Raw genomic sequence first — 15,014 nt, 5'->3', positions numbered from 1 at the left:
TAAAAGTATCTGTTTTAATTATTCACCGTCAAATTCATCTTCGCTTTTCAGTCCTTTTATGAAAGTTTCAAAGTCTTTCGCCAGAAATATTTTTTTATAATGATCTTCCTGATCAATGTGGACCACTTCCGGCTCACCGTCTTTTCCGCAATTCGAATAATCCAGCAAAACCATATCATGCCCTGCCGAAGGACAGTCGCAGATATAAACACCTATTGCCGGATACCCCCATTCCTCAATCATAAACTGACTTCCGAGTTCTCCGCAGATGGAATAGGTTTTCTCTCTTCCTATTCCCATAATTCCGGTAATGGCAATATGATCGTCTGCCCATGAATTCTCTTCTGATGTAGGAAAGCAGAATTTTTCGACCAATCCTCCGTTCTGCAGTCTCATCAGTTCGATATAAGAAGCCGGAAGCTTGTATCCAAGCTCTTCTTCTACGGAAGCAATAAGTTCATCATCCGGAAACGGTTCTATATAATCTCTTACGGAATAGCTGCTCTCGTTCCAAAAATCCGTAAAGTCAAAGTCTTTGAAAAATTGTAGTTCCATATTTTGTTCTAAATAAATGAGATTTCTATTGTTCTGTAAAAGTAATTATCATTTTTAATAAAACCTTTTCCTGAGCTAAGATTTTTCATGCAGCAAAAATGCCTTATCCGGGTGCCAAGAAGCTTAAACTAAAACTCATCATCAAAATCAATAACTTTTTTATGTGACAGTATAAAGTTTTCTCTGTTATCAAATAATTCAATAACCTCTTTCCTTCTCAATAAAGTTTTTGAATTACTTAAAATCGATTGATATGAGGAAAAATTATATTTTGAAAACTCACGAGCCACTGAATGATTTTGTGGATTTTGATGAATATAAATTATGACATTAATTAAATATTCATCCGATGTAATCAATTTTCTTTTAAATGGAGATTCAATAAGAGCACCATGTCTTTTATTTTCTTTATTAAAAGCCTGAGAATAAGAATTGAAAACCCGGGCAAAATGTTTTGAGAAAATATTCTGAGGAGAATTAAGACCGGTTTTATTCTTCGTAGCCTTGTCAAGGTTTAGAACCTTGACAAGGCTATTCAATTCAAAATCAGATTTTACCTTAACTAAAAGATGAAAATGATTAGGCATAAGACAATAGGCATACACATCGCAAACGGGAAGAAGAAATTCAGATACTTTACTGAGAAAGAACAAATAATTCCGATCTGTTTTAAAAATATTTTCGCCGTTAATTCCACGGTTATAAATATGATAAAAACAATCTGTTTCAATAGGAGTAGTTCTAATATCCATCATCGTATTTTGTGTTTTTTATTTAAATCTTAGTCATGATCCTTGTCAAGGTTTAAAACCTTGACAAGGAGTATTAAAAAATCCCTTTCAGTAAAAACCAAAAGGGACTATAAATTTATATTTTATTTTAAGAATCAGCACATATATAACATGCTCGTGGAATATCCGGCCATCTTCCAGGGAGACAACAACTTCCCGGAGGGCAAGAATTAGGCAAACAAGCCCAATTTGGACCGGCACCTTTAACAGATCTCAATTCATTTCTTGAAAGTTTTTTTAAATTTTTCATAGTAATTAGTTTTTAATCTTTTTTTCCTACTCTATATGCTTTTCGGATTTCGCCTATTAAAGTTACTCAATTTAATATAAACTTTATTTTAAGCGGTTGACTTCTTAACCCTTGTCAAGGTTTTGAATCTTAACAAGGATCATTAAAAAATCCCTTTCAGTAAAAACCAAAAGGGACTATAAATTTAAATTATATTTTGAATCAAATCAATCCAAACTGTTCAAAGTGGTGGGTAAAATGCTTTTTGTGCATCAGCTCCCACATTTCTTTATTCAGTTTTCCGAATACAAAGTTCATATGTTCAGCCTGTGGATTTTCTTTGTAATACACTGTAAATCTCTGCAGGTTATCAAGGAAAGACTGTTTTGCAGCTTCCAGATTTTTATGCTTTAATTCCAGCAAGGTTTCATCTTCAGCAAGGAAAGGAGCAGGGAAATCTTTTGGCATTTTCCTGTGGTTATAAAGAGAATCCTGCCATTTCTCCAACTGTTCTTCCGGTGTGAAACATTTGTCTGCTTCCGGCTCTCCTAAGCTTACCAGAACGCCGTGTTCTAAATGCTCGATCATCTGCTGAGGAGACATTTTACCCCAGCCTGGCTGCGTACCTTCTGTTAAACCACCTAATATCTTCTGAACATTTTTAACATTCAGATCAATGAAAGGGGAATGTTTTGCCACCAATGTTAATATTGTCGCTACACAAACGACCTCATCTCTTTGGTTAACTACTTCCACCAGCCATTTTACCACTCCGGAAGGAATGTTTCTTCCTTTTACGCCCCTGTTTATTTTTTCTTTTGCTGTTAAATAAACTGTGATGGTATCTCCTGCGTAAACGGGTTTAAAGAACGAACAGTTTTCCAGTCCGTAGTTTGCAATAACAGGTCCTTTTTTCCCTGAAACAAACAGTCCTGCGGCTGCAGAAAGGATGAAATATCCGTGAGCTACTGTTTTATCGAAAATAGTTCCGGTTAAGCTTGTAGCATCGGTATGGGCATAGAAATGATCCCACGAAACGTTGGAGAAATTAACGATATCGGCATCGGTAACTGTTCTTCCGGCCGTTTCCAATGAATCTCCTACTTCCACTTCTTCGAAATATTTCTGGAAAGGATGCTTGTCTGAGAATTTTTTCTCTGCTCCCTGCTGATATACCTTTGTAATTGCCGTCAATACATCCGGAGAACCCTGAATCGCTGTTTTCTGAAGGAAAAAATGAAGACCGTTCAGTCCGCCCATTTCCTCACCTCCACCAGCTCTTCCCGGACCACCGTGCATCAAAGTAGGCAACGGTGAACCGTGACCTGTACTTTCTTTGGCATTGTCTCTGTTCAGAACAAAAATCCTACCGTGCTGGGAAGCCATTTTCCATGATGTCTCTGCGATAAATTTTTCGTCATGGGAAATAATGGATCCTACCAAACTTCCTTTTCCTCTTTTAGCAAGAGCCGCTGCCTCTTCGGCATCTTTGTAAGGCATTAACGTAGAAACCGGTCCGAAAGCCTCTACATCATGAGAGATGTTTTTCTCAAAAGGTTTATCATTTAAGAACAGTTTCGGACTCATGAATGCACCGTTATCATAGTCTGCATCTACAAGCTCATGTTTTCCGTCGTAAACCAGTTCTGTTTCAGATTTTAAAATATTTACTTTTCTAACGACCTCATCGTACTGCTGTTTTCCTACCAGCGATCCCATTCTGGTTTCTCTGCTCAATGGATTTCCGATTTTGGTTTGATCTAAAGCTTTAGACAAAGCATTCTGCACATCTCCAATGAGATGCTCAGGAACAATGATTCTTCTGATTGCCGTACATTTCTGACCTGCTTTTGTGGTCATTTCATTTCGTACTTCCTTGATGAAGAGATCAAATTCCGGAGTTCCCGGTTTTGCATCCAGACCTAAAATGGAACAGTTCAGAGAATCTGCTTCCATATTGAAACGTACTGCATTTCCAGCAACAGAAGGCATTGATTTAAGCTTTCTTCCTGTATGGGCAGAACCTGTGAACAATACTGAATCTCCATCCTGAACATAATCCAGGATATTTCCCGGCTCACCGCAAACCAATTGAAGCGCTCCTTCCGGAAGAACACCGCTTTCGATCATATCCTGAAAAACAGCATTCGTAAGATAAGAACCGTAAGGAGATGGCTTGACAATGGAAGGAACACCCGCCAAAAGTGAGGTTGATAATTTTTCCAGCATTCCCCAAACCGGAAAGTTATAGGCATTGATCTGTATAGAAACACCTTCACTTGGTGTCAGAATGTGGGTTCCCAGAAAAGTTCCGTTAGCTGAAATTTTCTGAGTTTCACCATCTACCCAGAACGGAGTGTTCGGAAGCATTCTTTTTGCCAATCCGGAATAGGTAAAGAAAGTACCGAAACCTCCTTCTATATCTACCCATGAATCTGCGTGGGTAGCTCCGGTTTTATATGATAATTCGTAATATTTTTTCTTTCTTTCCAAAAGGTAAAGAGCCACTTTTTTCAGCATCTCCCCTCTGTCATAAAACGTCATGGAAGAAAGGTTTTTGTAGCCTACTGTTCTTCCGTAGTCAAGAGCCTGCTCAAAATTAAGCCCTTCTGTATCTGAAACAGCGACCTGCTCGCCTGTGACGGCATTGAATAAAGGAATTCCGGTTCCGGTTCCTTCTACCCATTCTCCGTAGATATAATTTTTCAGTTTTTCCATATTATTTTTAATTTTTATTTCTTTTTAATGTATTTAATCCTACAATTTCTTTAAACCTTATAGGTTTCAAAAACCTATAAGGTTTGTGAGCCGTTTATTCTAAATCAATAAAATCATACTCTACATTAGATTTATGATAGCCTAGAAAATCCTCTTTTGTCTCGAAATATTTCAGAATTTCTTTTCTTTCAACAGTGCTTGACTTTTCTATATTTATATATGAATTATAGGAAGAATATTTCCATTTTTCAGGCTGACTAACAAAGCCATGATGTACCGGATTATTGTGGATATAATGTAACAGCTTAAGCAGATATTTTTCATCCTGAACTTTCTTACGTTTCAGAAAATCAAGAAAGAGAGCCCCTCTTCTATTATATCTTTTGTTGTAAGCTTTAGCATAGCTATTCAGAAAATTACTGAATGGCTTCATTAAATATTGATGTTCATTAGCAACCTTATTATCCTCTAAATCATTAAACCTAATTAACAAATGAAAATGGTTTGGCATCAAACAATAAGCGTAAATGTTAGCAATTGGTGCAATATACTTTAATATCTTATCCAGAAAATAATGATAATTACTATCCTCCGTAAATAGTAGATCTTTTCCATTGGCATGCGAATATATATGATAAATACATCCGGACTCAAAATGCTCTGCGTTAGTCATTTACTTTCTGTTAATTTGAATATTTATCTTTTATTAATTGTACTATTTTTCTTCCTGCCATAAACAGCAAAAACAGAATAAGGGAAAAATCCAGAATCATGACTGCCTCTATAAACAGAGTGTAGAGAAAATCTTTCTGCTTTAATTTTCTGATCACAGCCTCTGATTCTACATGTTCCAGCGCATCGGAAATACCCACTGATTCCCATAACAGACAGAATCCAAGATAGTTGATTCCAACAAGAGCAATTAAAAAGAAAATCCAATATTTCTTCAGAAGATCCATTATTTCTTTTTTTGAAGCTCCAACGCTTCTTTCAATGTATATTTTTTGTATTCGAAACCTCCTGCATCTTTAGCGTAATCTTCGATGGTCCTGTCAAACCCTGAATTTTTTCTCAGTTCGTTGACATGGTCGGGATCTTTTATTGGCCAAACAAACGACAGCGTTTCTGTTTTTCCGTCTTTTGTCGAAAAAACCGAACGGATCTGAGTTCCATAGATCTGTTCTTTGTTGTCGTACATCAGCTTTCTGTCCAACATCATAGCATAGAGCCGGAAAGGAAGTTCTTTTTCGTCTGCTGCTTTTTTGATCAGAGGAAAGTATTTTTCAATTTTAGGGGAATGCTGGATGACATACCAAACGGCATAATTCTCAGGTTCGCCTACCATAGATTTTCCTGGATACCCATATTTTTCAATGATCTTCTCAACTTTAACCAGGTTCTTCTGGTCCTGATCATCCATAATTTTGATAAGCCCACTACCAACATCTTCCTGGGAGAGATTTTTCTCTTTTATGATCTCTGCCTTTCTTTCGGGCGTAATGTTAGACTGTGTCAGCTCTCGGTAGATCTGGTCGTCTTTATAGATCTGTGCCAGCTCTTTCTTAAGCTCAACATTGATCTTTTTTTCATCAGTCGCCTGGCTGTTCATTAAAACAGAAAAGAAAATTGCAAAAAATAAATATCTCATGGTTTACTTTTTGGGTTCTTTGTAAGGGAACATTTTCACTAAACCTTCATACAAGCTTCTGTGAAGAATCGTTGCATGATTATCTCCTTCCATCATTTTATATTCTACGGCCCAGTTTTTTTTATTTGATTTTTTAAGAGTATCATACAGATCTTCAGCATCTTTGACCATTACCGGATGTTCGCCTTTTCCTACAGAAACATAAACGAATTTCTTGGTATCCGGAATTTTAGACAATAACTTGTTTGCCTGTTTCAAAAGACTTTCATCATCCCACCACAAACTTGGGCTGATAATAAAATAGTTATTAAACATTTCAGGTTTTTTCAACAAGATTTCTGTTGCTAAAAGTCCACCAAGAGATTGACCAAATACATATTTTTCTGTTGTTTTATAATGGCTTTCTATGTAAGGAAGTAGTTCTTTATCCAGAAAATTAATAAACTTATCAGAATGTCCTGTCGTAGGATAATCTTTCTGTAAATCTTTTAAATCGGTGTGAAAAGTGAAATCTCTTTTTCTGTCGATATTGGCAATTCCAACCACAATGGTTTCAGGCATCGCATACATTTGATTAAAAAACTGTACTAATCCTGAAACATGAATAAAGTCTTCATTCATTGATCCATCTAGAAGATAGATAACCGGATATGATTTTGTTTTATCAAAACCTTGTGGCAGATAAATATTTAAAGTTCTTTCTTCATTTAAGATCTTAGACTTGAGTGTTCTTACTTCTCCAATAGTCAACGGTTTACCTTTCTCATTCTGGGCTAAAACCATGAATTGAAAAGCAAACAGCATACTACAGGCAATGAGCATCTTTTTGATCATATTCTTTTTCGTTTGTATCATTAAAACCTTATACGTTTTTGAATAAGGTTTAAAATTTATTTTAAATCCGCCCAGATGCTGTAATCCACAGTTTTGGTAGCGGTCTGTTCTACATATTCTGAGAATGGCTCACACGGAAGAATCGCTTCTTTCCCTTCTCTCGCCAGCTGTTGGTAAAGCTTGGTTCCTTCAGTTTTCCAATGGATCATTTCATCGGAAACATCACGGATGATCTTGGCGGGGCTTCCTACAATAAGTTTTCTGGCTCCGCATGTAAAATTAGCAGGAACAAAAGCAAGAGCCCCAATGATACATTCATCACCAATGACCGCTTTATCCATCACTACGGAATTCATTCCTACAAGGCAGTTTTTACCGATATGCCCTGAATGGATGATCGCCCCGTGTCCGATATGGGCAGATTCCTCAAGAATGGTTTCAATATTCGGGAACACATGAAGTGTACAGTTTTCCTGAACATTGGCTCCGTCTTTAATGATAATCTTTCCCCAGTCACCGCGGATGACAGCATTGGGACCGATATATACTTCTTCACCGATTTCTACATTCCCGATGATCACCGCCTGCGGATGGATATAGGCAGAGGGCTTGATGATGGGACGAATACCGTGGTATGAGTAGATGTTCATAAAATTTTTGTTAAAAATTTAATTTAACAATGTATCAATCTAACAGTTTTACCAATTGAAATGCTTCAACAGACTCAACATGACAAGAATTGTTACATTGATACATTTTTATATTATTACATTATTGAAAAAATTACATTTTTTCGATCACCATTGCATAGCCCTGTCCGACACCGATACAAAGGGTACATAATGCATATTTTTTATCTTGCTTCTGAAGTTCCATAGCAGCAGAACCAATGATTCTTGCTCCGGAAACTCCCAGTGGATGGCCAATGGCAATAGCACCTCCGTTTGGATTTACCCTTGAGTCATCATCTTTCAATCCTAAGCTTCTGGTCACGGCTAAGGCCTGCGCCGCAAATGCTTCGTTCAGTTCGATGATATCCATATCGTCCAGAGAAAGGTTTAATCTTTTCAATAGTTTCTGTGTAGCTTCTACAGGCCCAATTCCCATAATTCTGGGTTCCACGCCAGCTACGGCAGATCCTAAGATCTTCGCTTTTGGTTTTAAACCATATTTTTTTACGGCTTCTTCGCTTGCCAGGATAAGAGCAGCTGCCCCATCATTCATGCCTGAAGCATTTCCAGCGGTTACCGTTCCTTCCTTTCTGAAAGCGGGGCGAAGTTTCCCTAAACCTTCCATAGAAGATGTAGGCTTGATGAATTCATCCTGATCAAAGATTTTAGGCTCGCCTTTTTTCTGAGGAATTTCAACTTTTACAATTTCTTCTGCCAGTCTTCCGCTTTCCTGAGCTTTGGTAGCTTTCTGCTGAGACCAAAGGGCAAATTTATCCTGATCTTCTCTGCTGATATTATGCATATCTGCTAAATTTTCAGCTGTTTCTCCCATCCCGTCTACGCCATACATTTCTTTCATTTTTGGGTTGACAAAACGCCATCCGAAAGTGGTATCAAACATCTGGCTGTCTCTTCCGAAAGCAGTACCGGGCTTAGACATTACGTAAGGCGAACGCGTCATGTGCTCTACTCCACCTGCAATATAAATTTCGCCTTCTCCGGAAGCAATGGAACGGAAAGCATTGGCAACCGCGGACATTCCCGAAGCACAAAGCCTGTTTACCGTTTCTCCTCCTATTTTGTAAGGAAGTCCGGCCAATAGAAGGGCCATTCTGGCTACGTTACGGTTATCTTCCCCGGCCTGATTGGCACATCCGAAAATAACGTCCTCAATTTCTTCTACGGGAACTTCAGGGTTTCTTGCGATAACTTCTTTAATAACCACTGCCGCCAGATCATCAGCTCTTACTTCTGATAATCCACCCTGCAGTTTTGAGATTGGGGTCCTTACGTAGTCTATGATGTATACGTTGTTCATTTCTTATTTTGCTTTAAGCTATAAGCAGTAGGCAGCAAGCTTTAACAGCTTCAAAAAAAGCTATTGCTTACTGCTTAAAGCCTATTGCTATTATTTATAATTCTGTTACTTTTTTTCCAATTTTATAGACAGTTCCGACGAATTTTGCGATCAGTTCACTGTTCTGATTGGTGATCCTGATATCGTAAACAGCTGTTTTTCTAGTATCATTCACCAGAATGCTTTCTGCTCTGAAAACATCGCCCTCTTTTCCGGCTTTGGTAAAATTGATGATGCAGTTCAGGGCTACTGCCGCATCTCCTGTGTTGTTCGATGAAAATGCCAGCGCAGAATCTGCAAAAGCAAACGTAACGCCTCCATGAACGGTTTTGAGCCCATTGATCATCTCTTTCTTGATGGGCATTTCTATTAAGCAATAGTTTTCTTTGACTTCGATCATTTTGATATTCATCCATTGGGAAAAATAATCCTGATCGAACATATAATCTGCAACTTGTCTCGGCGTCATAATTTTTTAATTTACCAATGTAACAGTGTAAAAATGTACCAATTATTGTTACACTGTTAAATTTTTATATTGTTACATTTTACGAAGTAAAGGGCTCTGTCTGTATCTTTCTTCCTGATATTCTTCATAAAGATTTTGCAGGGTTTCGGATATTTTTGAATAGCCTATTTCTTTCCCCCATGCCAATAGTCCTTTTGGATAATTAACTCCTTTCTGCATAGCCAGTTCAATGTCTTCGTCGTTAGCAACCCCTAATCTCTTGGCTTCTACCGCTTCATTGATCAACATTGAAATAATTCTTAAAAAGATCTGCTGATACAATGCATCATCTTTTTGAGCAACCGGCTTCTCTGCACCTTCCGTATAATCATAGAAACCTTTTCCTGTTTTTCTCCCATGAAGTTTGGCTTCAGCCATTCTTTGCTGAAGCAGAGACGGTTTGTATTTCGGATCGTAGAAATAATCTTTGTAAACGGTTGTGGTTACGGCAAAATTGACATCGACACCAATAAGATCCATTAGTTCAAATGGTCCCATTTTGAAGTTACCCAGTGTTCTCATTGCTTCGTCTACCTGTTCCGGTGTTGCTATATTTTCTTCAACCATTCTTAATCCTTCCCCATAGTAAGGACGGGCAATTCTGTTAACGATAAATCCGGGAATATCTTTGGCAATCACAGGCGTTTTGCCCCAAGCTTTCATAAGACTGTAGATTTTTTCCGCTAATGATTTTTCTGTTAGTAAAGATGGAATAACCTCAACCAATGACATCAATGGAGCGGGATTGAAAAAGTGAATTCCAATGAAACGCTCCGGTTTCTTCAATTCTGCACCGAGAGAGGTGATAGAAATAGATGATGTGTTGGAACCGATGATACAGTTTTCCGAAACGTAGGTTTCAAGTTCTGTAAATACTTTGGTTTTTATGTCTTTGTTTTCGATGATGGCTTCGATTACCAGATCGGAATCTTTCAGATCCTGTAAAACTTCACCTTTAACGATATTGTTTCTGATTTCTGTGGCTTTTTCCTGAGAAATTTTAGTTTTATCCACTAATTTCTGAAGAGTCTTTTCTAAGTCTGATAATGCTTTATCAATCTGCGGAGCATTTGCATCGAATAAAACGACCTTGCATCCCGCTGTTGCAGCCACCTGAGCAATTCCTACGCCCATGGTTCCTGCCCCAATAATTCCAATATTTTTCATTGTTTATAGATATTAGAAACTAGAGGTTAAATGTTAGACTCCATAATTACTAATATCTAACTTCTAACCTCTAGTTTCTATAATTTATTTTCCTTTATAATCAGGTTTTCTTTTCTGTAAAAAGGCATTTACCCCTTCGATGAAGTCTTCTGTCTGTGCAGCTTCCTGTTGCAGATCAGCTTCTAATTCAAGCTGTTCTTTCAGCGTATTGTTGTAAGACTGAGCAAAGGCTTTTTTAGTTAATTTAATAGCAGCAGTCGGCATATTTGACATTTTTTCGAGGATCTCCATAGATTTCGGAGCAAATTCTTCTTCAGTAAAAACTTCAGCTACCAAGCCATAAGATTTAGATTCTTCAGCTGACAGCCTTTTACCTGTAAATGCCAGATAATTAGCCAATTGTCTTCCTAATAATTTTGGAAGGAAATACGTTCCTCCCGTATCAGGAATGAGTCCAATATTTGAAAATGCCTGAGCAAAATAGGATTTATCTACTGCCAAAACAAAATCACAGATCAGGGCCAGCATCGCACCAGCTCCTACTGCAGGGCCATTTACCAATGCCACAACAGGTTTTTTGCATTTCGTAATCTCGGTAACAAGGGGATTGTAATAGTCTACTACAATTTTTCTGATGATATCATTATCATGGTGTTCGTTGCCCTGTACAAAGGCATCTTCCAGATTCTGCCCGGAGCAGAAAGCTCGTCCTCTTCCTGAAATCGCCACACATCTTACTGCAGGATCTTCGCTGCATTCTTTTATAAAATCTTTCAGATCTGATAAAGATGGCTTTGTAAGGGCATTCATCGTTTCCGGCTGGTTGAGGTAAGCAATTTTCAGTTTTCCGTCAAAATGCGTTTCAATATCAAGTTGTGTATACATGGTTTAAATTTAAATTAAATGATTAAAAATTATATTGCCCTAATTTAACAATATAAAATAATGTGGCAATCTCTTTAATGCAACAATCTAACAGATTAACGATGCAGCAAATAAGTCTAGCAATGCAGCAGTTTAACAATGTAGCAATTATTTTGCTCTTGTTAAACTGATACATTGATTTATTGGCACATTAAATATCCAATTCCACAACATGGATCACCGGAATTTCGGGATCGGAAACCTGGGATGGTATGTTTAAAATATTTTCTTGCATAATTAAAAAAAGAAAAAGCTTCTTTTATACCCTTATATGGGGTTATTATTATAATAATTCTGGAATTTAACATTATCTGTATAATCTTCTAAAATAGCATTTATAGTACAATTAAAAAGAATATTATCTTTTGCAATAGTTTTATGGCATCTTAAATAAAGACCGCGTCCAACATCACTGATTTCATTGTTTGATACTGTAACTTTTCCATCTAAAGAGTTTCCTGCAATAACTTGAGGGCCTGTTGTCATTGGATCAAATTCATTAATTGAATTAATGGTAATCCCATATCCCTGGGTATTGCCAAAAATAAGATTATTTGAAATTACAAAACGCTTTGTAAAATTTTTATAAATATCTAGGTTACTTTGGGAATATATAGTTACTCCATTTATTAGAATTCCAACAAAACCGTCTCCGCTTTGGAATGATTTAAAATTATTATTACTAATCAACACATTTCCTACATTTGATGTCACTTTATGGGTAGATGATGTTATATTTCCATTAGAATCAAAGACATTGTCAGATGTATAAGCTTCAAATACTACTGCAGGACCTCTAACATCTGATGCAATATTACCAGAAATATTAATGCTACTGATATTGCCAATGACTGTTATTATTCGCTTCAGCTTATTAAAAGTGTTATTTAGAACATTAATATTATCAGAAATAATATTATCATATTGTGATTGTAATATAATACCATAGCTTTGATCACTCGATGTTTCGATGGTGTTATTGCTAATAAGTATATTTTTGAATTCTACTTGAGATCCTCGTGTCGATGAGTTTATAATTCCACTGTCATCAGCAATCAATTGATGAATAATATTATTGCTGATTACGGCATTTTTCCTAGTTGAATCAAACCTTATTGCTCCCCATGTTGTGTTTCTAAATACATTGTTAGTCATGATAAAATTATTCACATTATCATAAAAATCTATTGCGTAAAGCCTATGATGTCCGGTATTATTCCTACCGCAAAATTCAAAATAATTATTATTAATAAGCAATGAACCAAAGAGCCCACAGTCAAATGCAAAAATAGCACAAGGCATTTGATCCGGATTAGGAATTGGATTATCACTCCCATCTCTTGGCACTTTGTTTTTAAAAATATTATTTTCAACTGTAAAATTCACATTATGAGATTGTGTAAGTCCCAAATGTTCCATCCTGTACATTTGAGTTTGAATCTCACTTTCAAAATAATTATGGGTAACTTTTATATCTCCTTCATTACATCCATAAAACTGAAGCCCTCGAGTATATAGATCTAAAAAACTACAATTAGTAACCTCTATATCTGTAGAATTTGTAATGTAGATACCTCCATTAAAATCCCTCATTAATTCATTACTTGCATTATCATAGTCGGTCTGAGTATAAACCTGTAAATTACTTTTATTTTGATTAATCCTTATACCATCTATAATTAAATTATTACAATTAGTAAATTTTAAATAATAGGAATTAAATCGTTTTGTGGTATTTGATTTAATAAGTGTATGCTGCTTATCTCCTAAAAGTTTAAAACATGAAAGATCCTGAAAAGAAAGTTGACTATTAACAATATATTCTTTTGCATCAAATTTTAATGTTGCACCTAAATATCCCGCTGTATTGATCGCTTTAGTTAGCATAACTTCATCTCCTGTCCCATTTGTTAAATCAGTGGGATAAGTACATCTGTACCATTCTATATTAATGGTATTCTCTGTATAAATAGCTTTATAATATTTCCCATTTTCTTGTTTCAGAACAACACCATCTAGTAAGTTGGCACTAATAGGGGCTATTTCTTGATAACGGATAACTTCTCCCGTATTGTGAAATGTTTCAATAAGAGTAGATTCCTGACAGGTTGATGGAAATTTCTGGCTGTTGCAATTTGTCATAATAAATGTTTTGTGTTGATTATTTTAAATAAGATCATTAAAAAATGATACTAAAGCAAAACTAAGCGCTGTTAACGACAAAACTCGTCGTATCATTTATTGTCTACATAATCAAGTCATTTATCTTGATAGTAACCTCTTACCATTTTAATGACATTTAAAATAATCAAACGGCTCCAGACAGTCCAGACATTGATAAGAAGCCTTACACAAGGTAGACCCAAATCTGCTGATCTGCTTCGTATGCTCAGAGCCACAACGCGGACATTTTTTCGGTTTCCCGATATGATGCTCGTCTGCTCCTTTTTCAGGAGGTGTGATTCCGTATACTCTGAGTTTTTCTCTCGCTTCATCCGTTAACCAGTCTGTTGTCCATATCGGGAACATTTTGGTTACCACTTTGGCATCCCAGCCGTTTTCCTTCATGATCTTCACAATGTCTTCCTCAATGGTGAACATGGCAGGACAGGCAGAATAAGTAGGTGTAATTGTTATTTCGCAGGTATTCTCACCCGTAACTTTTGCCTCTCTTACAATACCTAATTCCACAACATTGATCACCGGAATTTCGGGATCGGGAACCATTTCTAATATTTCTAAAGGATTTTTCATTTTTAAAATGTACCAATTTATCAATCTAACAGTCTAGCAATTAATTGTTACATTGGTAAACTGCCAGATTGTTACATTTGAACTACCACGTACATCCAGGGTAAGCTCTCTGCATATACTGTAGCTCGCAAAGGATAAATCCAAAATATTCTGTATGGTATCCTGTTCTGGATTTAGGCTGCATGAAGGGATTTGCAGGATATTCTAAACCAAAGTCCTGAAAATCTTTTTGGGTGATGACCAGAAAATCTTCATAAAGCGCGTCTACATCCGGAGCAATGTTTAAAGCAATCAGATTATCTTCTCCTTCCACTTTTGCGAATAATCCTTTGGTATATTCCCAAATGTTATCAAGGGCTTTAACCAAACGTTCACGGCTTTCTTCTGTTCCCTGAGCAAAAATTTTCATCCAGGAAGAAGCGTGTGTATAGTGATATCTTACCTCTTTTAAAGATTTCTGAGCCAGAGCCGAAAGTTCTTCATCTGCGGAATTTGACAATGCTTCGTACATCAGTTTCTGATATACGGAGAATACATACACTTTAAGAATAGTCTGCGCGTAATCTTCGTTCGGAAGTTCAACCCAATGTGCATTTACATACTCGTGCTCGTATCTTAAGAATGCCAAATCATCTTCACTTTTACCGTTGTCAATAACTCTTGATGCATACACATAAAAGTTATTGGCCTGGCCAAGTTCGTCCAATGCGATGTTTGTCAATGCAATATCTTCTTCCAGATAAGGACCTTCACCACACCATGCAGACAGTCTCTGTCCCATAATGAAGCTGTCATCAGCAAACTTTAATAAATAATTATATAATGAATTCATTTTTTATAGAATTTAGAAATTAGAGG

At 36.6% G+C, this 15,014-nt stretch carries 16 protein-coding genes; all 16 read right to left on the bottom strand.

Going from position 1 to position 15,014, the window contains the following annotated elements:
* Positions 1-18: 18 nt before the first annotated feature.
* Entirely contained in the window at positions 19-555 is a 537-nt protein-coding gene (locus tag AC4IFE_RS05140) for an SMI1/KNR4 family protein (protein WP_490755353.1), read from the bottom strand.
* 128 nt (positions 556-683) lie between these two features.
* A complete protein-coding gene (locus AC4IFE_RS05135; protein ID WP_490755351.1) occupies positions 684-1,310 on the bottom strand; it encodes a transposase in 627 nt (208 codons plus the stop codon).
* Between the two features lie 124 nt (positions 1,311-1,434).
* Positions 1,435-1,596, bottom strand: coding sequence for a bacteriocin-like protein (locus AC4IFE_RS05130; protein ID WP_490755350.1), 162 nt, complete (start codon positions 1,594-1,596; stop codon positions 1,435-1,437).
* A 201-nt stretch (positions 1,597-1,797) separates the two neighbouring features.
* Entirely contained in the window at positions 1,798-4,293 is a 2,496-nt protein-coding gene (paaZ, locus tag AC4IFE_RS05125; protein ID WP_490755349.1) for a phenylacetic acid degradation bifunctional protein PaaZ, read from the bottom strand.
* Between the two features lie 94 nt (positions 4,294-4,387).
* Complete coding sequence (locus AC4IFE_RS05120; protein ID WP_490755348.1) at positions 4,388-4,966, bottom strand: transposase; 579 nt, start codon at positions 4,964-4,966, stop codon at positions 4,388-4,390.
* Between the two features lie 10 nt (positions 4,967-4,976).
* The gene (locus AC4IFE_RS05115) at positions 4,977-5,252 is read right to left on the bottom strand and encodes a hypothetical protein (RefSeq protein ID WP_490755347.1); all 276 of its coding nucleotides are present in this window, start codon (positions 5,250-5,252) and stop codon (positions 4,977-4,979) included.
* Positions 5,252-5,941, bottom strand: a complete 690-nt coding sequence (locus tag AC4IFE_RS05110) for a DUF6624 domain-containing protein (protein WP_490755346.1) — start codon at positions 5,939-5,941, stop codon at positions 5,252-5,254. The genes AC4IFE_RS05115 and AC4IFE_RS05110 overlap by 1 nt, the downstream gene beginning before the upstream one ends.
* Positions 5,942-5,944: 3 nt before the next feature.
* A complete protein-coding gene (locus tag AC4IFE_RS05105) occupies positions 5,945-6,796 on the bottom strand; it encodes an alpha/beta hydrolase (RefSeq protein ID WP_490755344.1) in 852 nt (283 codons plus the stop codon).
* Between the two features lie 35 nt (positions 6,797-6,831).
* On the bottom strand, positions 6,832-7,425 hold the full coding sequence (locus tag AC4IFE_RS05100) for an acyltransferase (protein WP_490755343.1): 594 nt from the start codon (positions 7,423-7,425) through the stop codon (positions 6,832-6,834).
* 133 nt (positions 7,426-7,558) lie between these two features.
* Positions 7,559-8,764 carry a 3-oxoadipyl-CoA thiolase gene (gene pcaF / locus AC4IFE_RS05095; RefSeq protein ID WP_490755341.1) on the bottom strand — a complete coding sequence of 402 codons (1,206 nt, stop codon included), beginning with the start codon at positions 8,762-8,764 and terminating at the stop codon, positions 7,559-7,561.
* Positions 8,765-8,858: 94 nt separating this feature from the next.
* Positions 8,859-9,272 (bottom strand): PaaI family thioesterase, encoded by a 414-nt coding sequence (locus tag AC4IFE_RS05090; RefSeq protein ID WP_490755340.1) that lies wholly within the window; start codon positions 9,270-9,272, stop codon positions 8,859-8,861.
* Positions 9,273-9,344: 72 nt separating this feature from the next.
* Entirely contained in the window at positions 9,345-10,478 is a 1,134-nt protein-coding gene (locus tag AC4IFE_RS05085; RefSeq protein ID WP_490755338.1) for a 3-hydroxyacyl-CoA dehydrogenase NAD-binding domain-containing protein, read from the bottom strand.
* An 84-nt stretch (positions 10,479-10,562) separates the two neighbouring features.
* Entirely contained in the window at positions 10,563-11,363 is an 801-nt protein-coding gene (locus AC4IFE_RS05080) for an enoyl-CoA hydratase/isomerase family protein (protein WP_490755337.1), read from the bottom strand.
* Between the two features lie 306 nt (positions 11,364-11,669).
* Positions 11,670-13,544: a right-handed parallel beta-helix repeat-containing protein gene (locus AC4IFE_RS05075; RefSeq protein ID WP_490755335.1), complete on the bottom strand. Its 1,875-nt coding sequence runs from the start codon at positions 13,542-13,544 to the stop codon at positions 11,670-11,672.
* Positions 13,545-13,691: 147 nt separating this feature from the next.
* Entirely contained in the window at positions 13,692-14,156 is a 465-nt protein-coding gene (gene paaD, locus AC4IFE_RS05070; RefSeq protein WP_490755333.1) for a 1,2-phenylacetyl-CoA epoxidase subunit PaaD, read from the bottom strand.
* A gap of 82 nt (positions 14,157-14,238) precedes the next feature.
* Positions 14,239-14,988, bottom strand: a complete 750-nt coding sequence (paaC, locus tag AC4IFE_RS05065; protein ID WP_490755332.1) for a 1,2-phenylacetyl-CoA epoxidase subunit PaaC — start codon at positions 14,986-14,988, stop codon at positions 14,239-14,241.
* Positions 14,989-15,014 lie beyond the last annotated feature (26 nt).

Source organism: Chryseobacterium sp. UF-81 (assembly GCF_058245105.1).
This window is presented reverse-complemented; position numbering and strand designations above follow the sequence as displayed.